Source organism: Kordia sp. SMS9 (assembly GCF_003352465.1).
Taxonomy (GTDB): domain Bacteria; phylum Bacteroidota; class Bacteroidia; order Flavobacteriales; family Flavobacteriaceae; genus Kordia.
Genome location: NZ_CP031153.1, coordinates 5431593 through 5456120 on the forward strand (window position 1 = coordinate 5431593; position 24528 = coordinate 5456120).

General features: G+C 36.6%; 14 protein-coding genes. 7 read left to right on the top strand and 7 right to left on the bottom strand.

Going from position 1 to position 24528, the window contains the following annotated elements:
• Positions 1-234 precede the first annotated feature (234 nt).
• Positions 235-1776, bottom strand: coding sequence for a RagB/SusD family nutrient uptake outer membrane protein (locus tag KORDIASMS9_RS22775; RefSeq protein WP_114905063.1), 1542 nt, complete (start codon positions 1774-1776; stop codon positions 235-237).
• A 21-nt stretch (positions 1777-1797) separates the two neighbouring features.
• Positions 1798-4833, bottom strand: a complete 3036-nt coding sequence (locus KORDIASMS9_RS22780) for a TonB-dependent receptor (protein WP_114905064.1) — start codon at positions 4831-4833, stop codon at positions 1798-1800.
• A 217-nt stretch (positions 4834-5050) separates the two neighbouring features.
• Here KORDIASMS9_RS22780 and KORDIASMS9_RS22785 point away from each other — a divergent pair, with 217 nt between their 5' ends.
• Positions 5051-5923 carry an AraC family transcriptional regulator gene (locus KORDIASMS9_RS22785; protein WP_114905065.1) on the top strand — a complete coding sequence of 291 codons (873 nt, stop codon included), beginning with the start codon at positions 5051-5053 and terminating at the stop codon, positions 5921-5923.
• Positions 5924-6056: 133 nt separating this feature from the next.
• Positions 6057-8360 (top strand): beta-glucosidase BglX, encoded by a 2304-nt coding sequence (bglX, locus tag KORDIASMS9_RS22790; protein ID WP_371412749.1) that lies wholly within the window; start codon positions 6057-6059, stop codon positions 8358-8360.
• A gap of 724 nt (positions 8361-9084) precedes the next feature.
• Here the strand turns inward: bglX and pdeM are convergent.
• From pdeM to KORDIASMS9_RS22810, 4 genes are all read right to left on the bottom strand, one after another.
• Complete coding sequence (gene pdeM / locus KORDIASMS9_RS22795) at positions 9085-9732, bottom strand: ligase-associated DNA damage response endonuclease PdeM (protein WP_114905066.1); 648 nt, start codon at positions 9730-9732, stop codon at positions 9085-9087.
• A complete protein-coding gene (locus KORDIASMS9_RS22800; protein WP_371412750.1) occupies positions 9729-12275 on the bottom strand; it encodes a ligase-associated DNA damage response DEXH box helicase in 2547 nt (848 codons plus the stop codon). The genes pdeM and KORDIASMS9_RS22800 overlap by 4 nt, the downstream gene beginning before the upstream one ends.
• A gap of 306 nt (positions 12276-12581) precedes the next feature.
• Positions 12582-14171, bottom strand: a complete 1590-nt coding sequence (locus tag KORDIASMS9_RS22805) for an ATP-dependent DNA ligase (RefSeq protein ID WP_114905068.1) — start codon at positions 14169-14171, stop codon at positions 12582-12584.
• Positions 14168-15187: a ligase-associated DNA damage response exonuclease gene (locus tag KORDIASMS9_RS22810; protein WP_114905069.1), complete on the bottom strand. Its 1020-nt coding sequence runs from the start codon at positions 15185-15187 to the stop codon at positions 14168-14170. Before KORDIASMS9_RS22810 ends, KORDIASMS9_RS22805 begins: the two co-directional genes overlap by 4 nt.
• Before the next feature lie 943 nt (positions 15188-16130).
• Between KORDIASMS9_RS22810 and KORDIASMS9_RS22820 the strand changes: the two genes are divergently transcribed.
• The 5 genes from KORDIASMS9_RS22820 to KORDIASMS9_RS22840 all read left to right on the top strand — a co-directional run bounded on the left by KORDIASMS9_RS22820 (position 16131) and on the right by KORDIASMS9_RS22840 (position 22943).
• On the top strand, positions 16131-16394 hold the full coding sequence (locus KORDIASMS9_RS22820) for a hypothetical protein (RefSeq protein WP_114905071.1): 264 nt from the start codon (positions 16131-16133) through the stop codon (positions 16392-16394).
• A gap of 220 nt (positions 16395-16614) precedes the next feature.
• A complete protein-coding gene (locus KORDIASMS9_RS22825; RefSeq protein ID WP_114905072.1) occupies positions 16615-17235 on the top strand; it encodes a JAB domain-containing protein in 621 nt (206 codons plus the stop codon).
• A 327-nt stretch (positions 17236-17562) separates the two neighbouring features.
• Positions 17563-18690: a site-specific DNA-methyltransferase gene (locus tag KORDIASMS9_RS22830; protein WP_162820132.1), complete on the top strand. Its 1128-nt coding sequence runs from the start codon at positions 17563-17565 to the stop codon at positions 18688-18690.
• Between the two features lie 7 nt (positions 18691-18697).
• The gene (locus KORDIASMS9_RS22835) at positions 18698-21154 is read left to right on the top strand and encodes an ATP-binding protein (protein ID WP_114905074.1); all 2457 of its coding nucleotides are present in this window, start codon (positions 18698-18700) and stop codon (positions 21152-21154) included.
• Between the two features lies 1 nt (position 21155).
• Positions 21156-22943 carry a hypothetical protein gene (locus KORDIASMS9_RS22840; protein WP_114905075.1) on the top strand — a complete coding sequence of 596 codons (1788 nt, stop codon included), beginning with the start codon at positions 21156-21158 and terminating at the stop codon, positions 22941-22943.
• Positions 22944-23122: 179 nt separating this feature from the next.
• Here KORDIASMS9_RS22840 and KORDIASMS9_RS22845 read toward each other — a convergent pair whose 3' ends face one another.
• A complete protein-coding gene (locus KORDIASMS9_RS22845) occupies positions 23123-23899 on the bottom strand; it encodes a DUF6261 family protein (protein WP_114905076.1) in 777 nt (258 codons plus the stop codon).
• Positions 23900-24528: the final 629 nt, after the last annotated feature.

Here is a 24528-nt window from a genome sequence, read left to right on the forward strand (position 1 = left end):
TGAATACTAGAACGCTTCGAGCATATATTGTTATGGAAGCAACTAGTTATCAATTGTAAGATACTAATTTTGATCAGTTTTAATGCAACGCATGTTTTTGATTGCGCCATATCAGGCTTATCAAAAATGAGTTTCATTAAAATAACAAAGCAGCATGAGTACATACTGCTTTGTTACAGCAATTCAAATAGTGTATTATTTTATTAGATACTTTACGCTATTGTATACTGTTGATTAGTATCCAGGATTTTGATCACTGATAGATATTTCTGGATTTTTATCAATTTCTGTAATTGGAATTGGGAATAGATCATTTTTAGGTGCATATCCTGTTCCTGATAGTTCTGTTGCAGCTCTTCCCCAACGAACTAAGTCCCAAAAACGTTGTCCTTCGTGAGCCAATTCTAAGAATTTTTCTTCTACGATGGCATCAAATAAATCCGTTCCAGCGAGTGACATACTTACATCTGCCAATCCTGCTCGGTTTCTTATTTTGTTGAGTTCTGTACGTGCGTTTCCGTCTTGTCCTACTTTGTTGTATGCTTCTGCGGCTAGTAATAATACTTCTGCATAACGAAAGATTCTAAAGTTGGTACTGTAGTTTAATTCACGAACACCGCCATCACTTGTTTCTTCTGCTCTTGAGGCATATTTTATTCTGATGGCACCTTCATAATCCCAAATGACACCTCCAGTAGCACTTGTTGGATCTACACCTCCACCTGCAGCAACTAATTCTGCTTCTGTGAGTAAAGTAGCGGCTTTTCTTTGCGTATCTCCCGCAGCATCAAACGCAGCGGCTAATTTTGACGTTGGCAGATTGAATCCCCATCCGTTTAATAATCCTGTTCCCGTTACGTCAAAGATTCCGTCACCTCTAGGTCCCATTAACTGAATGTGTAAGTTGCTTTCGTTTCTTCCGCCCCAAGCGATATTTCCCCAGTCTCTTGCGGTGTTAGATACGAATCCTATTTCTACTAAAGATTCTATTCCAAATTCTGAACCAATCGACCAAACATCATTGATATTAGGTTCTAAATCGTGTGCTCCATTTCCGATTACAGATTGGAAATACGGAATGGATTCGGAGTATTTTTCTTGGAACACCAATACTTTTCCCATGAGTGCTTCTGCCGCTCCTTTAGAGAATCTGAATGCGTCTGCTAAGGCTGTTTTTTCTGGTAAATTGGCAATGGCTTCTGCTAAGTCTTCTTCTACTTGTGTGTAAATGTCTGCTCGTGGCGATTTTGCCAATCCGAAATCTGCAGCTCCTTGCGGAAGTGTTAAACGCAATGGCACATCTCCAAACATGGTTGTTAATTCAAAATAACACCAAGCTCTGATGAATTTTGCTTCTGCAGTAGCTCTGCCAGCATTGCTTAATGTGCTTTCTTTTAGGCTTTCAATCACTAAATTAGCAAGCGCAATGGTACTATAAAAGTTGTTCCATACGTTTTCAATGGAACCATTTGCAGTAGAGATATTGGCATAATCGTCAATGTCTTGTAACTGCGGTTGATCACTGGAATTTCCTCCAGCAGCATTGGCATCATCTCCTGGCAATAATTTTACAAGAAAGGCACTGTGCCAATCTTTACTATAGTTTAAGTGCATTAAGTCATATATTCCAACGACTGCTGCTTCTACATTGTCTTCCGTTTGGAAGAATGTTTCTAGGTCTTCTACATTTTCAGGAGGATTGGTAGTAAAGTCGTCACTACAAGCTAGTATTCCTAAAAATAGTACTACGGCGGTTAAAAAAATGTTTTTTTTCATTTTCAAAAAGTTTTTTTTTGATTAAAAGTCTAGAGCCAACCCAAAGATCATCCTTGCGGCTGTTGGGTAATACCCTCTATCTACTCCAATGTCATTAAATCCAAAGTTTCCAATTTCAGGATCGAGTCCTCTGAATTTAGTGAAGGTAAAGAAATCATCTAAAGATAAGTATAATCTTAGATTATTTACGTGCAATTTCTCAGACATCTTTTGAGGTAATGTGTATCCGAATTGAATTTGCTTAATTCTCATGTATGAACCATCTTCTACCATCAAGTCAGTATCGTACGCATCTGTAATGGTTGCTGCTGATGGGAAAGTTGCATTATCACCTGGGTTTTGCCATCTTTCATCAAAATAATGTACAAGTTTGTTGGTGATAGGTCGAGAAGGTTGGTTGTACGATGTAAAGATATCGTTGCCCAAACTTCCTTGGTATTGTAAGTTAAAGTCGAATGCTTTGTATTGAAACGCGATGTTTCCTCCAAATAATACATCAGGATGTGGTGAACCGATGAATGTTTTATCCGCATTGGTAATGTTTCCGTCGCCATCAGTATCTACACGTTGTAATTCTCCTGTAGCAGGATCGACACCATTGGTTTGGTATCCGAAGAAATACCATGCTGGCAATCCTTCTGTGAATCGTGTAATTCCGTCATCATTTTGTGGCGCTCCTGCTCCACGAATAGAAGTTCCTGGTGGTAAAAACTGGATTTCGGTAACTTCATTATCTAAGGTAGATAAGTTGGCGTTGATTTGATATTTGAAAGCGTTGTCGTTATTAGAATAGCCCACTTCAAATTCGAGACCTTTGTTGACAATGGTACCTGCATTGAATTCGTTTGAAGTAAATCCTGCAGAACCTGGCGTGATTAAACTCCCGTCAGATACAATTAAGTCTTCTGTGGTTTTCTTAAAGTAATCTACAGAGAAACGTAATTTATTTTCCAACGCTCTCAAGTCAATACCAAAGTTGGTTTGCGTAGAGGTTTCCCATACTAAGTTGTTATTGGCAAAGCCTGTAATTTGCGCTCCACCTTGCCCTAAGTAATCAATTGGCAATCCGTTGATGTTTCTTGTGATACTGATAATATCAGAGTTTCCTGCGAGGTTCGATTTGTTTCCGTTTTGCCCCCAACTTCCTCGTATTTTAAAGTAATTTATAAATGAATCTTCTTTCCAAAAGTCTTCTTTAGAAGCTACCCAACCTGCTGAGAATGCTGGAAAATTACCAGCTTTATTTGCCGTTGGGAATTTATCGGAACGATCGCGTCTGAAAGATGCTTCAAATAAGTACTTGCCCGCATAATCATAGGACAATCTACCATACATTGACACTAAGTTATCTCTAAAAGTGACAATATTATCGGTTCTATCGTCAACCGTAAATGCTGGTGAATCTAAATCAAATCCTGTAAAATCAGGAATTGCTGCCGAACCTGTCCTTGACGAAACTGTTGGCACTTCAAAATCTTCCGCAGAATATCCTGCCAGTAATGAGAAATTATGATCTCCAAACGATTTCGTATAGGTAGCAAAGTTTTCCCATAACCAACGTTCCGTTCGCACTCTTGATTCCGACGCGGTGTATGCTGTATTCTGTGCTTCAGAAGCTACAAAATAAGGTGTGACTGTGTTTTCATTTAAGAAATCTCCATATTCATATCCAAATCTAGAAGTAAACGTTAAGCCTTCTAAAATGGTAAACTTCCCATAAATGGTAGATAAGAATTGGTTGTTGGTATTTAAGGTTCTATTTACATCTGCAAATGCTACGGGATTAAGTACTTCACCTGTTGAATAGGTTGGATATCCATATACAGCACCATAACTGGTTGTTAGTAATGGTACATCTGGAAATCCGTTATTTGCAGCTCTATTGAATACCTCTGCAGGCACTTCTCCGATACCGTATTTCACGGGCGTTAATGGATCCAATACTAAGGCATTTTGAATCACACCACGCGTATCATTATTTTCCTGCACGCCTCTTCTTTTTATGAATGAGGTTGTAGCACTTACGCCTGCTTCAAACCATTTGGTCACTTCACTTTTAAGGTTTAAACGCAAGGCAGTTCTTTTAAAAGAAGAATTTTTTTGAGACACAATACCATCTTGATCTGTATGTGCAATAGATGCATAATATGAGATTCCTGCTGCTTCTCCCGATAGACTTACATCATACCGTTGCATAAAAGCAACATCAAATACTTCATCTACCCAATTGGTGTCCACGCCATTATCTACCACAGAAGTAACTCCAGCTTCATTCATATAGGTCACAAACTCAGAAGCATTCATTAATTCAATATCACTTTGCAAAAATTGAAGTCCAATTTGCGAACTAAAATTTACTTTTACTCCTTTTCCTTTCCCTCTTTTCGTCGTAATAATGATGACACCATTTGCACCTTCTGTACCATAAATTGCTGCAGATGCGGCATCTTTTAATACTTCTAAGTTTTCAATATCGGATGGTGGAATGTTATCAATATTAGAAACTTTCATCCCATCTACAATAAATAAAGGCTCTGAACTACCACTAGATCCTGTACCCCTAATACGAATTCGGGCTCCAGAACCTGGCGAACCAGAAGAAGACGAAACCGTTACCCCCGAAGTACGACCTTGCAAGGCTTGTTCTACTCGTTGATTGGAGACACTTTTAATATCTTCCGCATTTACACTCGAAATAGCACCCGTTACTAAACTTTTCTTTTTAGCTCCATATCCTACAACAACTACTTCATCTAATGCACTTTGATCTTCTTCAAGCGTAACATTAATTGTTTTTTGTTCTCCTACAGGAATTTCCTGGGTTTTGTAACCCACATAACTAAATACTAAAATGTCGGTTGATTTTACATTTTGAATAGTATACTCACCATCAAAATTTGTGGCTGTTCCATTATCCGTTCCTTTTACAGAAACATTCACTCCGGGAACTGGTCCCGTTGCGTCAGAAACAACACCTGAAATTTCTTGTGCATATAAAATACTGAACGATGACAGCAACATTATCAAGAAAAAGTTTTTAAAAAATTTGTTTTTCATATTGTTAATTAATTAGGCTATTGGTTAGGTAAAAAGCATTTTTTAAGCTGTTTATTATCAAAAAATGAATAAACACATTACATTATTTTCATCTTCTTAAACAAAAAATCATTTTATTTGCACAAATGTATACTCAATATTAACAAATCTTTAATACAATTTTATCAAATGTCAATATATTTTTGATAAAATTGTGTTAAATTAAGTTCAGTCATTTATGCAAAAAAAGATTCATAGGGAGATTACACAGCTATCGCAAGCGGATAGTTTTCTCGTATATTATAGAGTAAAAGACGACTTTGACTTCCCTTTACATTTTCATCCTGAATACGAATTGAACTTTATTTACAACGGTGATGGTGTGCGAAGAGTGATTGGCGATCACATGGAAGAAATTGGCAAATACGAACTCGTTTTGGTCGGTCCAAATCTACCGCATTGCTGGGAACTTCATCAGTGCAAAAACAAAGAAATTCACGAAATCACCATTCATATCCATAATGACTTGCTAGATGAAAAGCTATTGTCACGCAGAGTGTTTAAGTCTATTCGAGATATGTTAAACAGATCTATTCACGGAATCTTGTTTTCTGAAAAAGTTACAGAGGAAATCATGCCAAGATTGCTTGAACTTCCCAAATTATCTGGGATTGATTACTTTTTAGAGTTTATTTCCATCCTACAAGATTTGTCTAATTCACGCAATCAGAAACTACTATCTACCTCTTTCTCAAATTATAACGAATTTGAGAATAGTGACAAGATCAAAAAGATATATGAGTACATTCAAAATAATTTTGATCGCAAAATTACATTGGATGAAATTTCATCCTTAATCAACATGACTCCCGTTTCTTTTAACCGTTTTATTAAGAGTAGAACTGGCAAAACGTTTATAGCTTTCACCAACAGTACGCGCGTGAGTTATGCAACACGCTTCCTTTTAGAAACAGATATGAGCGTAGGAGAAATCGCGTATAAATGTGGCTTTAACAACTTGGCACATTTCAATAGAATGTTTAAAAAAATAAAGAAAGCAACCCCAAGCGAATTCCGCGCAGCGTTTAATGGCATTCAAAAAGTACTCTAATACTATTTTGTCAATTTTGAATCATTTTTAACTTTTATATATAAAAAAATATCAAGTTTTGATTATTTATGTACAATCGCGCTCATTATTATATCATACATTTACACATACAATCCAATGAAAAAAAGCACCAATGATTAAACGACACTATAAAATAATAATAGCAGCAGGAATGATGTTTAGTTTTTTTGGGTTTGTGATGAACAAAAAAAGTGGATCAAGCATGGAAGTTTTAAAAATAGCAACTGTTGAGCAACGAGTTGATTCTTTATTAAAAATAATGACCTTAGATGAGAAAGTAGGTCAGATGAATTTATACAATGGATTTTGGGATGTTACGGGACCAACGCCCGAAGAAGGTTCTGCAAAATTGAAATACGAACATCTTCGAAAAGGTTGGGTTGGCGCTATGCTGAGTGTTCGCGGTGCTAGAAATGTACAAGAAGTACAACGCATTGCCGTAGAAGAAACACGTTTAGGAATTCCGTTATTGATCGGATTTGACGTCATTCACGGATACAAAACGTTGAGTCCTATTCCATTAGCAGAATCAGCAAGTTGGGACATGGAAGCTATTCAAAAATCAGCACGGGTGGCAGCTACGGAAGCTTCTGCCGCAGGCATCAATTGGACGTTTGCTCCGATGGTTGATATTTCAAGAGATCCACGTTGGGGACGCGTTATGGAAGGTGGCGGAGAAGACCCATACTTGGGAAGTAAAATTGCTCGTGCGCGTGTACAAGGTTTTCAAGGTGATGACTTAACGGACAAAAGTTCCATCGCCGCGTGTGCCAAACACTTTGCAGCCTACGGATTCTCAGAAGCAGGAAAAGAATACAACAGCGTAGATATTGGAACCTCTACCTTATACAATACCGTACTTCCACCCTTTAAAGCAGCAGCGGATAGCGGTGTAAAAACGTTCATGAACTCTTTCAATGAATTGAATGGCGTTCCCGTCACAGGAAGCGAATTTTTACAAAGAGACATCCTAAAAGGAGCTTGGAATTTTGACGGTTTTGTCGTTTCTGATTGGGCTTCTATCAACGAACTTATTTTTTGGGGACACGCGAAAGACAAGCGCGAAGCAGCCATTATTGCGTCCAAAGCAGGTTCTGATTTAGACATGGAAGGCTATGTATATGTGCGCGAATTGGTAAAACTTGTAGAAGATGGTGTTGTGAAAGAAAGTATTGTTGACGATGCGGTACGTAGAATTTTAAAAGTAAAATTTGAATTGGGATTGTTTGACAACCCTTATATATACTGTGATCCTGAAAATGAAAAAGCAGTGATCGGAAAAAAAGCACATCATGAAGCTGTATTGGATGTGGCGAAGAAGTCAATTGTGTTACTTAAAAACGAAGGCAACTTACTTCCACTACCAAAAAAAGGACAAAAAATAGCATTGATTGGACCTCTTGCTGCGGACAAAAACAGTCCGTTAGGAAGTTGGCGCATTGCTTCAGAAGACAATACCGCAGTTTCTGTTTTGGAAGGAATGAAAAAATATACTGGCAATACGTTAACACATAAAAAAGGGGTAAATTTAGTAGACGGGCATGCAGCATTTATTGAAGAAGTTGTCGTCAATACCACCAATCGTGATGGCATACAAGATGCCGTAAATACTGCAAAAACTGCGGATGTTGTAGTCATGGTATTGGGGGAACATGGTTTTCAAAGTGGCGAAGCGCGAAGTCGAACCAAGTTAGATTTACCAGGTTTGCAACAAGAATTGCTAGAAGCGGTTTATGCTGTCAATAAAAATATTGTACTCGTTTTAAACAACGGACGACCGTTAGCGATTGAATGGGCAGCCGAGCACATTCCTACCATTGTAGAAGGTTGGCAACTAGGAACACAATCTGGAAATGCCATTGCGCAAGTATTGTATGGCGATTACAATCCGAGTGGAAAGCTACCGATGACCTTCCCAAGAAATGTAGGGCAAGTTCCTATCTATTACAATTATAAAAGTACTGGAAGACCGAGCAATGACAATGACAATGTATTTTGGTCACACTATATTGATGTGGAAAACACGCCATTATATCCGTTTGGTCACGGGTTGAGTTATACAACTTTTGCATACAAAAACTTCAAAGTACACGGAGATGAATTTGCGATTGGCGAAGATATTAAAGTTACGGTTGATGTAACCAACACAGGAAATTATGACGGAAAAGAAGTGGTACAACTCTACATTCGCGATTTGTTTGGAAGCGTTACGCGTCCTGTAAAAGAATTGAAAGGTTTTGAATTGGCACACTTCAAAAAAGGAGAAACCAAAACCATCGAATTTACACTCACCGAAAAAGAACTGGGCTTTTTCAACAATCAAGGAAAATATATCGTAGAAGCGGGCGATTTTGAAGTATTTGTCGGTGGAAGTTCATATACCGTATTAAAAGACACATTCATATTAAAACATTGATTTTGTGCACTACTACACACTAAATTAATACACATTAGTTTATTTATTTAATTCTTAAAAGATGCTCTGTTTGTTGGGCATCTTTTTTTCTTAGGTGTTTGGGATTAGTATTGAGAAGTTTCGATTGTTATACCAATTTACATTTAAAATGGTATTATTATATTTTTTGTCACGAATACACGAATCTTTTTTTTAGATTACTCTTGTGTAGATTGCACACGAATATTCGTAAAGACGTTTCAAAAAATCGTAAATCCAACCGTCCCTTCGAGTGGCGAATCTATGATTCGTTGTATCGAGAAGTACTATGAAACGGAATGGTGTTTGGGATTAGTAGTGAGATATTAGTAGTGAGAATTGAGTATTGAGAAGTTTCGATTGTTATACCAATTTACATTTAAAATAGTATTCCTATATTTTTTGTCGCGAATACACGAATCTTTTTTTTAGATTACTCTTGTGTAGATTGCACACGAATATTCGTAAAGACGTTTCAAAAAATCGTAAATCCAACCGTCCCTTCGAGTGGCGAATCTATGATTCGTTGTATCGAGAAGTGCTGTGAAACGGAATGGTGTTTGGGATTAGCAGTGAGATATTAGTATTGAGTATTGAGAACTTTCGATGGTCATTCCTGTGCAGCCAGAAATCCAAATAACATCAAAGTAGCTTCCATAATAGGCGCGGACTGAGCCTGTCGAAGTCCACACAGCGCCTGTCAAAGTCAAAGCTCCAAAATAGCATCCTCCGTAAACGCGTAATTCACTATATTTTCTAAAGTTGATCGTGTATTTAATCCTGTGAACAAACTGAATGCAGGTAAAATTAATTGTTGCGAATTGACTTGAAAACAAGGAAGTTTCAAATATTGTCTGCCTTTCATTTTAATGCGAACGCCCGGATGAATATGTCCTGAAATATAATACTTGGCTGCTGAAACTTTCACCGTATCGTGTACAAAAACGAGCGCGTTGTATTCCGCTTGTTTTTTGGTGAGAAAGCCTAAACTTTCGTAAAATCGGGTAGGAAAACGATCGTGATTGCCGCGAATGAGTATCTTTTCCAAATCGTCAAACTGTTGCATCCATTGTATAAAAACATCAAAATTCTGATTGTATTCCGCATGAAACAAATCGCCCACAACGATTAACTTTTTCGGATTAAAATTTTCGATCAACACTTGCAAACGTTGCAAATCGTTCATTAAAATAGCATCTGGCACCGCAATGCCATGTTGCCGAAAATGTGCCGTTTTCCCAATATGAATGTCTGACAAAATCAGTGCTTCTTGCGCTTCCCAAAACAGCACACGTTGATTGGTTAAGGTCAACACTTCATTTCCAAAATGGATATCTTTGGTAACTATATTCACGTAATTAATTTATACTGTTGTTTTTGCAAACGCGCAATCCGATCGCTCAATTTTTCACTGCTCATCGTTTCGCGCAAGCCATCTACTTTGATGGGAAAACTCAACGGCGTATACCCTTTTGCTTCTTTCAAAATGACCGTGCTTTTCGAAATCCGATCAAACGCTTCTTGCAAACGCGCTTCTTCCAATTGTTCGTTAAATACTTCCGTATACGCTTGTCGCAAAAGTAAATTATTTGGTTCGTAATCTTCCAAAACTTTAAAAATTAAGCTGGAAGAAGATTGCAAACTTTTGTTCGTTTTTCGGGCGCCAGGTTGCGATTGCACTACCAAACCTGCAATAACGGCAATATCACGAAATTTCCGACTTGCCACTTCCGATGCGTTGATACTTGCAATGACATCGTCCATTAAATTTTCTTTCGAAAGAATCGTTTTCAAATTTGTTGTTGTCACAGGAATGTCTTGATCGCTCAACAACCCAAAACCGTAATCGTTCATGGCAATGGAAAAAGTAATTGGAAGTATTTTCCCAATGCGATATGCAATCAACGAAGCCATAATTTCATTGACCAAACGTCCTTCAAACGGATAGAAAAACAAGTGACAACCTTCTTTCGCTTGTATTTTCTCCACTAAAAATTCATCCGACTTCGGAATGTGCGAATGTTGCTGTTGCGTTACCAACAACGGATTCAAAAACTTCAATTCGCGTTCTCGGGGAGACGGTTGCAGTGCATCGTTCAGCTTCAAGCGTAAATAATGACTCAAATAGGAAGTCAACGGCAAACGTCCGCCTTTCCAACTTGGCGTAATTGCTTTTTTCGCTTTGCTCCTTCGCACATACACGGTCATTTCTTTAATATGAACAATTTCCAAGACTCTTCCCGCAAGGACAAACGGCATTCCTACTTTCAATTTTGAAATGAAATATTCTTCAATCATTCCCAAATGTCCGCCTTTCATATAGCGCACCCGCAACATCGCGTCACTCACAATCGCACCAATATTCATGCGGTGCAACATGCTGATGCGTCTGCTTTTGACAATGTACAATTGCTTTTCTTCGTCAAAAACGACTTTGTGAAATTCCTCATACGCATGTAACGTTGTGCCGCCTTTCGTAATGAACTGCATTGCCCATTCAAAATCATCTTGGGTAAGGTAGGAAAACGCATGAGTTTGTTGCAAAATTTGAAACGTTTCTTCTCGTTGAAAACCTTCTCCAACTGCCAGCGTAACTAAGAATTGTACCATCACATCATACGTCAACACCATCGGCGTTCGGGCTTCTACATCGCGTTGTTTTACGGCTTCTTTTAAAGCGGAAACTTCAATTAATTCGAGCGTATGCGTCGGCACGAAATAGACTTTCGAGACTTCATACGGTGAATGTCCGCTACGACCTGCACGCTGAATGAACCGCGCAATTCCTTTGGCGGAACCGATTTGCACCACACAATCCACAGGTTTGAAATCGACTCCCAAATCGAGAGAAGACGTACAGACTACAACTTTCAGTAAATTTTGATTGATGGCATCTTCAATCCAATTGCGCAATTTGGCATCAATAGATCCGTGATGAATCGCGATTTGTCCCGCCAAGTCTGCATCTTCTGCCAATAATGATTGATACCACAATTCTGCTTGCGCACGTGTATTTGTAAACACCAACGTGGTATTATTTTCGTAGATTACTTTTAGTACATTTTTGGCGAGTTGCTTTCCCAAATGTCCCGCCCACGGTAACAATTCCACCTCATCGGGCAACAGCGAAATGATTTTTAGTTTTTTCTTTTCTTTAGAAGTAACAATCGTTGTTTTGACATTTTCGTAGGGAATTAATACGTTTTTGGCTTCTTCTAAATTGCCAATGGTTGCCGAAACGCCCCAAATTCGAATGCTTGGCGACAATGAGCGTAAACGTGCAATTGCCAATTCGGTCAATACGCCGCGTTTGGTGGAAAGCAGTTCGTGCCATTCATCCGCCACCACGCAGCGAATATGTTTGAACCAACGCGAGTTTTTCTTTTGCGAGAACAACAAGTGCATCGTTTCGGGTGTGGTCAATAAAATATCAGGCATGTTGCGTTCTTGTTTGCGTCGCACTGCCGTAGAAGTGTCTCCGTTTCGAACGGCGGCTTGCCAATCGAGACCGATTTCGTCAATGGCAGCTTGCATCGCGATTTGTAAGTCTTTCGCTAACGATCGCAACGGACTGATCCAAAGCAATTTGATGCCCTTTTTATACTGGTCAGGATGATTCAAATAGTCAATCAACACGGCTAGAAACATGGAATATGTTTTTCCAAACCCTGTCGGTGCTACAACCAATCCGTGATAGTCTTGCGCATACTTTTTCCATGCGTTCAATTGAAAATCAAATGGAGAAAATCCCTTGTCAGCCATCCAGTTGTGGATGATTCGGTAGCCTTCGGTTTGTTGGAGTTTGGGCATTTTTTCGGGTTTTGGGTTTTGGGTTTTGGGTTTTGGGTTTTGGGTTTTGGGTTTTGGGTTAATTTGTTTACTCTCTGATTGTTTCAAAGTATAAACTGTTAAACTAATAAACTCTTAAACTTCTTTTTATGTTGATTACTAAAAATTATGCTTTGATACTTACAGATTACTTCGTCATCCTTCCTCGTAATGACGTTTCATACACTCTCAATACTCAATACTAATATCTCACTACTTCTTCAATACGTCTTTGCGAGGCGAAGCCGTGGCAATCCGCTGGTTTCATACTAAAAGTGTGCTTTGATACTTACAGATTACTTCGTCATCCTTCCTCGTAATGACGTTTCATACACTCTCGATTCTCAATACTCAATACTAATATCTCACCACTACTCAAGAACTAGTGAAAATCAAATCCTTCACACTTTCAATGGTATCAATTTCGTTGACGGTTTTGTCTTTTCGCCAGCGTTTGATTCTTGGAAAACGCAAAGCAACGCCCGATTTGTGGCGTTTGCTCAACGCGATGCCTTCAAAGGCGATTTCAAAGACCAACTCAGGTTTGACCGTGCGCACAGGTCCAAATTTTTCAATCGCGTTTTTGTTTACCCAACGACTGATTTCTGTGATTTCCACATCAGTGAGTCCTGAATAGGCTTTGGCAACCGTGACCAAACCGTCTTCTTTTTGTACGGCAAACGTATAATCAGTGTATTTGGAACTTCGGCGTCCGCTTCCTTTTTGGGCGTAAATCATGACGGCATCAATGGTTAACGGATCTACTTTCCATTTCCACCAATCGCCTTTTTTACGTCCTGTGTGATAGGGTGATTTTTTTTGCTTCAACATCAAACCTTCCGAATTGACACTGCGCGAGTGTTCGCGGATTTCGTGCAATGCTTCCCAATTATCAACCTTTACTATTTCAGATAGTTGAATGTTTTCTGCTTTGCTTTGCTGAAAGATCAACTCTAGTTTTTCACGGCGTTCCGCTAAGGGTTTTTCACGAATGTCCTCATTTTCAAATTCCAATATATCGTACGCATAAAACCCAACAGGCACTTCTTCTAATAGTTTTTTAGAGATGTTCTTCCGATTTAAGCGTTTTTGCAAATCGTTGAATAATAATACACTGCTATCTTTGATCGCGAGAATTTCACCATCGATCACAAAATCGTGCTTCCAAGTTTGAAAGACTTCCGTGAGTTCGGGAAATTGTTTTGTAACGAGTTCTTCGCCTCTGCTCCATATAAATAATTCGTTGTTTCGCTTGACGATTTGCCCGCGAATGCCATCCCATTTGTATTCTGCTTGCCAATCGTTGATGTCGCCCAATTCATCCAATTCTTTTTCCAACGCGTACGCCAAACAGAACGGATAGGGTTTGGAATTGTCGTAGTTGATGTGACTTCCCGAGAGCAATTCGTCAAAGGTAATGGAGTTGATATCCCAATTTCCAATGATGCTGTGCATGAGTTGATTGGCGTCAATGTTTGTCAGTTTCGCCAACGCGTTGACCAAAGTTTTTTTAGAAACTCCAATTCGGAAGCTTCCACCAATGAGTTTGTTAAAGATCAATCGTTCTTGTGCTTCCAATCCGCTCCACGCGTTGAGTACATATTCTTTTTTTTCTTCGTCTGTTTTTGATTTGAGTTGAAGGAGTTCCTGCATCCACGCATCCAACGATTTTTCGATGTGGTGTGTTGGTGGTGGCAAGAGCAACGCTAGGGTTTCTCCCAAATCGCCCACGGTGCTGTAACTTTCTAAAAACAACCATTCGGGCAATGCTGTGATTTCGGCACACCATTGTTTCATGAGGGAAGATTTTACAGGTCGTGGCGGGCGTTTTCCTGTAAAGAGCATGATCATCCACAACTTGTCTTTGTCTTCCGCGACTTTGAAATATTCAACTAATGCCGCAATTTTAGCATTCGTTTTGTTCGTGATTTCTATCGCGCTGATGAGTGCTGAAAATCGTTTCATACCGTTGCTTCTTTTTTGGCTTCTGCCGCTTCTAATTCGTTGTCGCCATATTCCGTGATGACTTCCGCCGCAGCGATTCCAATTTCATTTAAGTATTTGGCAAACGTGGCTTGCGAACCATGCGTGACGTATACTTTTTCAGCTTCTGAAGCTTTGACGGCTTGCAACAAACCATCCCAATCGGCATGATCACTGACGGCAAAACCTGCATCGACGCCTCGCCAACGTCGGTTTCCGCGAATTTGCATCCAACCAGAACAGATCGCCGTCGCGGCATTGGGCACACGTTTGAGCATTTTGCTTCCTAGTAATCCTGGTGGCATGATGATGATTTTGTTTTGAATGTCTGCTTTGTTGAAGTTTCCATCCAAACGTGTTGTTTCTGGCAAGACAATTCCCGAACTTTCAATCGCGTTATTGATGTGATAGATGGCATTGTGTACGAGAATTTCGTCTATACCTTCTACTAGTTTCATGATGCGCTGTGCTTTTCCCAACGAATAGCCAAATAAGACACTCGTGCGCTTGTTGGCTTGGTTTTGTAGGATCCAATTGTGAATTTGTTGTTGCAACGTTTCTTCGGGCAACCATTTGTAAATCGGCAATCCGAACGTGCTTTCCGTAATGAATTCGTGACATTTTACCGTTTCAAACGGAATGGTAATGTGGTCGTGTTTTACTTTGTAATCTCCCGTGAAAACGACTACTTTTCCTTTGTATTCCAATCGAATTTGTGCCGAACCGATGATGTGTCCCGCAGGATGAAAACTGAGTTTTACACCGTTGATGGTTTTTGGTTCGTTGTAATTGAGTGTTTCCACCGAAATGTCGTCACTGATGCGATGTTTGAGAATATTTTTGGTATGTGTGTGACATAGATAGTGTTTCATTCCCCAACGTGCATGATCGGCGTGTCCGTGGGAAATAACGGCATAGTCCACAGGCAACCAAGGATCTAAATAAAACTTCCCTGGAATGCAGTAGATTCCTTTTTTTGTGAATTTTACGATCTTCATTGTAGCAATTTTTCGTGTGTAGTACACTTTTGTAAAAATACGGCTTTTCTTTGATACTGTTTTGGTTGTTGGTTGCTCGTTGTTGGTTGTTCGTTTTTTGTTTTTTGTTTTTTGTTTTTTGTCAATTTGTTTGTTTGTTGATTTGTTTGAAGTTTTGTGCTATTAGTTTGTGTTTTGAAACTTCTCAATACTCAAAACTAACATCTCACTACTTCTTTGATACGTCTTTGCGAGGCGAAGCCGTGGCAATCTGTTAGTTTCATACTAAAATTATGCTCTGATACTTACAGATTACTTCGTCATCCTTCCTCCTTGACGTTTCATATACTCTCAATACTCAATTCTCACTACTAATAGCTCACTACTAATTCCTAATACCAAATCCACTAATGCCTTCTAACTTCCTATGTAGGTTCTCACCTCCGCAGAAACGACAATCGAAACTTCTCAATACTCACTACTAACTTCTCAATACTCCTTTGATACGTCTTTGCGAGGCGAAGCCGTGGCAATCTGTTAGTTTCATACTAAAATTATGCTCTGATACTTACAGATTACTTCGTCATCCTTCCTCGTAATGACGTTTCATATACTCTCAATACTCAATTCTCACTACTAATAGCTCACTACTAATTCCTAATACCAAATCCACTAATGCCTTCTAACTTCCTATGTAGATTCTCACCTCCGCAGAAACGACAATCGAAACTTCTCAATACTAACATCTCAATTCTCACTACTAATAGCTCACTACTAATTCCTTCCCGTTTCAAAGTACTTCTCGATACAACGAATCACAGATTCGCCACTCGAAGTGACGACCTGTAGTTATTCAAAATCAATATGTTACGCCATTTTTACGGGAAAACCGTACTTCGGCTTCCGCTTTTATCAGTATCTTAATAGTACAAAAACTTAGTATTCATTATTTATACCTTTGATTATGAAAAAAAAGAATTTAAAAAGCTTGTCGCTTCAGAAGTCGACCATTTCCAGTTTGCACAGTTATAGCCTTTCTGGCGGAACGGATTCTATTGTAGATGTTGCCACTATCGTTATCATTCGTACTACGGATTATGCAACCAAAACAGGATGCTCACAATTTGCGGTGTGTGATTCTGTTAGCATTTGTCCAGAAGGTGTTCGACCGACAAAGTTTGTAGGACCAGATACCAAACCAGATTCTACCTGTAGAACGGATTATTAGATATTTTTTACTCGATACTCGAGATTTAAAATAGTTCGACTGACTGCTTTGAAGTAGTTGGTTAAAGAATGGAGGGCTTCGAGTGCCTCAGCCCTCTTGGTTTAGTTTACATATTATGGTTTAGTTTTGCTTGATTTCTTTGCCGTTTTCTTAGGGACATGCATGCTAATAAAACACCAACATTTTTAAAACCTTCGTCGTAAATTCCTATATTTGAAATATGAACGTACGATTAACCGAAGCACAAAAGATACAGATATTAAATGCACACGATGTGTACAGCGTGATGCAACAAATTTTACTTCGCCAAAATAAGATACGCCGCGCGCAGGAACATTTTTGGGTTGTTGGGCTGAAAACTGATAACACCATTTTGTTTGTGGAGTTGATAGGTATTGGCACACAAAACCGCGTGAATGCTTCGCCGCCCGATGTGTTCCGTATGGCGATTTATAAACTTGCCGTAAAGATGATTTTGGTACACAACCACCCAAGTGGTAACTTGAAACCTTCGCAAAGTGATAGAGACCTTACCGACCGAATGCTAAAGGTGGGAAAACTGATTAATATTGAAGTGGTAGACCATTTGATTATTACCGAAAGTGGTTTTACGAGCTTTCAAAGCAAAGGCATTATTGCCGAACTAAAAAAAAGCGGTTTGTACGAAATACGAGAACGCGAAAGCGAAATGATGAAGGAATTGCATTTGCGTATTGAGAAGGAGAAATCAGAGAAAGCGAAAGCGATGGAGATTGCGCGTAAGATGAAAGCGAAAGGGTACGATAATCAGACTATTAGAGAATTGACGGGGTTGTATATTCGGGATATTAAGCAGGCTTAGGTTATTTGAGGTTATCTGCAAAATAAAACTAGAATACTTTAAGAGTAATAATGATGAAATAATAGGAATTCATTTTATTACTAACCAAGAATATATGATTAAAATTCCTATCTTTTGCCATTATTAAAATCTTAATAAGATATAGTGATAACAACTAGACAGATAAAGAGGCGATTAAATTCTATAAGTACAGAAATATTAAATGGGGATAACTTTGATAGGAATGACTACGCACGCAAAATCTTGAATTATCCTGCTATGATGGTTCCTAGTGTACAAGAACCCATTATAAGGACACTTATTGACGCCCTCCCTAAAAATTCTTCCATGATAGATCCATTTATGGGAGCTTCAAATACTATAATTACGTCCATGCGTTATGGCATTAATTCTTTTGGGCAAGATATAAATCCGTTATCATTGTTAATAAGTCAAGTTAAAACTAATATTTATTCTGATGATTTAAAAGTTAGCTTTTCAAATTTTCAAAAGAGATTAAATAGAGTCAGATCAGAAAAAATTAATATTAGTTTCAAAAACATTGACAAATGGTTTAAGAAAGAAGTTCAAATTGAATTATCACAAATAAGAAGACTTATCCTTCAAGAAGAAAACCTATTTATCAGAAAGTTTTATTGGGTTGCTTTAGCAGAAGTAATACGATTAACTAGTAATGACAGAACTTCCACTTTTAAAATGCACATAAGAACACAAGAAGATATTAACAATCGAAAACTTTCTCCAAAACAATATTTTATTAAAATATCTCAAAGGAGTATAAATGACATTTTTGAAGTTAAAAATAAACTAATCGAAAATAACTTGGTGGAAAATGATAAATATATTTTTGATGTAAAAGTTGCATGGGGAGATTCTAAAGAAAAGTTAAATACGGAAAGTAAACACAACCTACTTGTGACTTCACCACCTTATGGTGATAACCATACTACTGTAACTTATGGACAGTTTTCATACTTACCTTTGCAATGGATTCCTGTGACAGATATTGATGAAAATATTTCTATGAACTATTTAGATGTTATACAAGAAATTGATTCAAGGAGTTTAGGCGGGAAAAACAAAAGTGATTACACAGTTATTGAAAAGGAAATGTTTTCCAAGTCAAAAACCTTAAAATGTTTTTTCAACAATTTCAATTTAGAAGAAAGAAAAAAAGCAAGGAAAGTTGTAAATTTTATTCATGATTTAGATGTTACTATAGACAATGTTTTGGATAAAATGATACCGAATTCTTATTTTGCTTGGACTGTTGGGAATAGAACTGTAAATAACAGAGAGGTTAAAAATGATCAAATTCTTACTGAAATATTAGAAACAAAAGGAATTAAAATATTCACTGACTTAGACAGAGAAATTTTATCGAAAAGAATGCCTGATAAAAATAACTTTTCTAAAACAATGAGTAAAGAAAAAATCTTAATCTATAAGAGCTAAAACATTAATGAATAATAATTATCACTTTGATATAACCCCGCACATTGTTAAGCAATTAGGAGAGCAATTAGTTTCCGATGAGGTAACCGCACTTTTAGAGCTTATAAAGAACGCCTATGATGCTGATGCGAATTATGTATCTATTGATATTAATACTAAAGGACAATATACTAGCGAAGATTTAATATTCTCAAATCATAAAGGTTATATAGCTGTTGAAGATGATGGTTTTGGCATGAGCGAGGAAACCATAATTAAATCATGGTTATTAATCTCTTACTCAAAGAAACGTGAACAAAAGGCTAAAGGAATCAAAACTCCTAAAGGCAGAACTCCTTTAGGAGAAAAAGGACTAGGAAGATTAAGTACACAAAGGTTGGCAGATATATGTGAAATTCTTACAAACACCAATAATCAGGAAGGAACTCATTTAGCGTTTAACTGGAAAGATTTTGAAAAAAAAGATCGGCTATCAGAAGTAAGAATAACATCAGAAGAATACAGTCCAAAAATAAATAACGGAACAAAGTTAATCCTCACAAATCTCAACCATGCAGAAGTATGGGAAGGAAAAAATCTAGAACGGTTTAAAGGGGCTGTTTCTCAAATAATATCTCCTTACAAAGAAAATAGACCTTTTGATGTTTATTTAACTGTTAATAATGAAATTATTGATCTTGAAAAAATAAATCAAGATTTAAGAAGTTTTGCTATTTCAAAATTTGAATTTTCTTTCAACGAAAGAAAAATTCAAATAAAAGGAAAAACTAGATTATCTAAGTTTATTGGAAACAAAAAGGCAGATTTTGAAGATTTTCTACAATCAGACAATGGTAAAAAGTTTTACAGCTTTTTAAATGATAAAAAATATAATGACATTATATTATCCAATCATAAAAACTTCTTCATAGAATTAAATAATGTGTTCACAATTGATGAAATTCCAGGTTTAGAAATTTTCAATGGTGAAATAGCTAATCCCGGAGCATTCAAAGGCATTATTGATGAATTTAGCTATGATAATTGGCTAACTCATGATGAAAGAATTAATAGTATTTTTAATAGCTTGACTAATTATAGAACTTTCACACAAAGTCAAGCAGGAATTAAATTATTTAGAAATGGTTTTGCAATAAAACCTTTTGGTATAAACGGAGAAGATTGGCTTAAACTTTCAGATTCCCAAACAAAAGCTTCTTCTTATTATCCATTAAGACCAAAAAATGTCATTGGTTATTTTGCTATTGATGAAGGTATTAACAGAAATCTTAAAGACAAAACAGATAGAGAAGGCTTAGTATCTAATCCCTATTCAAGGAATTTTTTTACTATGGCACTTTTTATAACTAGACAAATAAATAGTTATCAAGAGAGAATTCGAAGAGTATATAATGAATATCTAAAAACATACAAAACAAAAAACAGTGGTATAAAAACTACTACGCAGTCATTTAACCACATAAATAGTATTGTTACAGATTCGACCTCAGTTGCGGGTGAATTAAAAGATATTGGCCCTACCGTCAACAAATTAGCAAATGAACAAGCAGATGTTGTAAATGATGTAATAAACAATTCTCTTTTTGCTTCAGAAGAAAATAAAGAAAATGTAAAAAAAGCTCAAAAATTACTTTCAAAGTTACAGAAAATTCAAGCTGCTTTTTTAAAAGTTGAAGCTATCATCAAAAAAACAGAAAAGCTTAACGATGTAATTAATATTCTAGAACCAAAAATAAGAACATTAGAGGAACAATTAGATAATTTTTCAGAATTAGCTGGTTTGGGTATAACTGCTGAATCCATAAGTCACGAATTTTTAAATATTGCAGATAATCTAAACGAAAGGGCTTTATTGTATCAGCAAAAGCTGAAAGACAATAGACTTACTGAGTCTGATAGCTATATTTTATTAGAATATATTAATGAAACTGTAAATGGCCTAAAAATACAATTAAGACATATTGATCCCGCTCTTAAATATAAACGAGAAAAGAAAGGTGAATTCAGTCTTTCAAAATACTTATCTGACGAAAAAGAATATTATAAAAAAAGGTTCCAATCAAAAGGTATTGATGTAATTATTGACATTAAAGACGATTTTTCATTAAAAATCAACAAAGGGAAACTTACCCAAATAATAGACAATATTTTGATAAATTCAGAGTATTGGTTAAAAGAAAAAAAATTAAAAGAAAAACTTTTTACTCCCCAAATACATATTACTGTTGAGCAACCATGGCTATATATTTCAGATAATGGTTTTGGCATCCCCAAAAATATCGAAAACCAAATATTTGAACCTTTTGTATCTACAAAACCCAAAGAAGAAGGAAGGGGTTTAGGACTTTTCATTGTCATGCAATTATTAGATGCCATGAACTGTACTATCTCTCTAGAACCTAAACGAAATGAGTTTGACAAAAGATACATATTTGCTATTAATTTAAGTAATGTTATGATTTAATATGAGTAAAAAAACTACCATCAGTCTAAAAGAAGCTCCTAATTTAACTGAGATAGCTGTTAATTCAATTTATACCTTATTAGAGCAAGAAGGTATAGAAACTGTATTATATATTGACGATAAGTTTGATATCGAAGAACAAAAGAGCTTTTTTATTGGCATGACAAAGCAAATTAAAAGTTCAAAAAACTATCCTAAAGAAGATATATTAGAAGAAAAAATTAATTGGCACCTTTCTGATTCAGCTTTCAACACAGAAATTCAAAAGATATGGGATAAAAATGACGATAAAAAAAATCTAATTCATGGATTGTCAAGTTTTTTAGGAGATAGCGAAAGCTCAAATATTATTCCTGCGTTAGAATTTGAAAACCACTTTAAAGATGGAAACATTATATTTCTCACTCCTCAACAATGGATAGATCAAAAAGAAGAAATTTTAAAAACACTAAAAGAAGAAAAAAGAATATTATGTCTATTTGATTTTGAGTTGGAAGGTTTTTTAGGTCCAAATAAAGAACAGAATGGAATAGAATTAACAAAAAGTCTCATTGAAAGTGAGCATTCAGATAAAGTTATTTGTGGAATATTTTCACATAAATACAGTGAAGAAGATGAAGATAGTTACAGAAAAAAATACTCTGAACAGTTTAGTTTAGATGAAAGGTTTTTTTGTACAATATCTAAAAGTCGTTTTGCATTTGATCCTAAACTAAGTGGCTTCGCAGAAGGAATAAAGTATATTTTATCTACTAAATATGTTGAAGATCTAAAAGGAAAATCTATAAAAATTATTGAAGAAGCAAATATATCATCAATCAATACCTTGCAAAATATTTCTCCTAAAACATTTAATCAAATTGTTCAAAAGTCTTCATACAAGGAAGGTGTATGGGAGATCAAAACCCTATTTCGATTAAACAATATATTAAGTTCTGATGCCAATTATACTTCTTTATTAGATGAAAATATAAGAAAAGAGTTTGTAGAATCTATTGAAAAAATAAGAAACATTGACAACGTTGAAACCGGTTATATTACTGAAAATTATAGTCCAGAATCTTCTGAAATAAGAAAAAAAGAATTGTATACTAGACAACAACTATTAAATAAACTTAATCTTCCTTTAGCAAACGGCGATATGTTTAAAATAGGTAATAAAGAATACATATTATCCGTACAACCTTGTAACTTAGCATTAAGAAATAATGGTAAAAGAAGTAGAGATTATAATAAGGGTGTTTTAATCCCTTTATCCAAATTAAAGAAGCAAAAGTTTAATCAAACAACTTCATATAAACTTTTTAGCACTGATTTATCTAATGATGAAATAATAGTAGCAACATTTCCTGATTATAAAATTATAAATCTTGACTTATTGGATTTAACAGTTTTTAATTCTGACAACTTTTCTTCAATTGATTTAACTATTGATAATATCGAAAATAATGTTATAATTCAATCTTCTTGGAAGAAAAGATATAGGTACATTCATAAAAATATTTTAAAACATGAAAAGGCTTATATAGCTTATGAAAAGATTAAAAATAGTCTCAAAGGCAATATGAGTGATGAATTAAAATTATTAAACCCATATTTTGACAGACCTTTTTGTATAAATAAATTTACGATTGGAAAAGTAAATGTTTATAATAAAAACGAAAGAATCTTCAACTTTCCTATAGAACGAATAAAACGCTACAATAACCCTTTTGCAATAGATCTATTACAAAACTTCATGTCTTATCTATCACGCAATGGTTTTGAAGTTGATTTTACTAATAAATAAAACAACCACAAAAAAACCACCCAAACCATTTCCATAAAAAACAATTCAGGTGGTTTTACTAGTTTAAAGAACGTGCGTGCTATGCGATAAGCAGATTACTTCGTCGCTGCGCTTCTCGTAATGACGTATCAAAACGGGCAGATGACTGCTTCGCTGCGTTGCTCATAATAAGCATGGCGTTACACATTCTCTGTGTTTACGACATCATCATCCGTTGGTACTTCATCGTTGATGGAAGTATCTGTGGTATTGGATGTGTTGCGAATACGAGCATACACGGTTTGGTTGTAATGATTGGTCAGCTCGTTTACTTCATTAAGCAAGGTTTGATGTACGGCATTGGTACCCAATGTAGCATGCGCTTGTATATGAGCCGTTAACTGACGATACACAGCTGCACTGTTGTCGCGCATAGTGGTAAAACTTAGTGCAGGATTGGCGGCACTTTCCGAGATTCTTGCCAAGAAACGATCGTTAAAGGCTTGGTTGGCTGCCGTAAGTTCCGTTACCCAATCGGCAATGCCCAACGTGGTTACCGCCGCTGTCAAAATGGATTCTGTACTCCAATCTGCCAGCATGCTATCAATGACTGCGGTTTCTGCTTGGTAATTCAATCTTGGGATATTATCTCCAAAAGAATTTAAATTGTACAATAAACTGCGAGCCGCTAACTGCTTGGCCTCTTCGTAGTGATGTTGGTGTGACTCTAACAACCCTTTTAATCCCATAAAAGCTTTGTCGCGTCTTTCGTCCAAGTCAATCAGTTCTTGAGTAATGCCACTGCTTTGCTCCTGCTGAAATAGATTGTCCATTTGGTCAACTACTGCTTGTAAGTTGTCTCGCGGAGTTGTGAGCTGTAAATTGACAACATCCTGTGCGTTTACTAATTCTAATACATCTTTTACGTACTGTAAAAATTCGCTATTTCTGTAGCGAGAGAAATTTGGTGTTTCCATAGTCTACTGGTTTTAATGATTACTAATACCAATTAAACTATACAATGCAACCTATAAACTCGTTCATTTGGCATCCTAGTTCCTTGTGAATATTTTCCGTAGCTATGGCTATGCAAAAGATTCACGGCGTTCTATGATACAAAAGCAACTTCGTCTATAAAGTCGCATTGTATAGTAGAATTGGTATAATTCTCTTCTTTTTTATAATATTAATCCGCTTTTTTTGCCATACAAAAGCGCTTTTTGGTTCTTTTTTTGGGGGATTTGTTCCTGCAACCCTGCAACAAGGGTTCCCCGAGGGGGATTTGTCCCCGCAACTCTGCAACAAGCTTTTCCCCGTGGGGGATTTGTTCCTGCAGCTCTGCAACAAGCGTTCCCCCGTGGGGAATTCGTTCCTGCAACCCTGCAACAAGGGTTCCCCCGTGGGGGATTTGTTCCCGCAGCCCTGCAACAAACTTTCCCCATAATTTTCAATGCTTCTGCAATTGCACATGCTACTTTTGGTATTCGTAGGTAGCAAGCATCACTTTGCATTGCCTGTTTCAATATCATAAAAAAACTTGCTCCTTCTTCATATGAGTTTATAAGCGTCATATATTTTTTGTAAGCGTTACTTTTTTACAAGATGA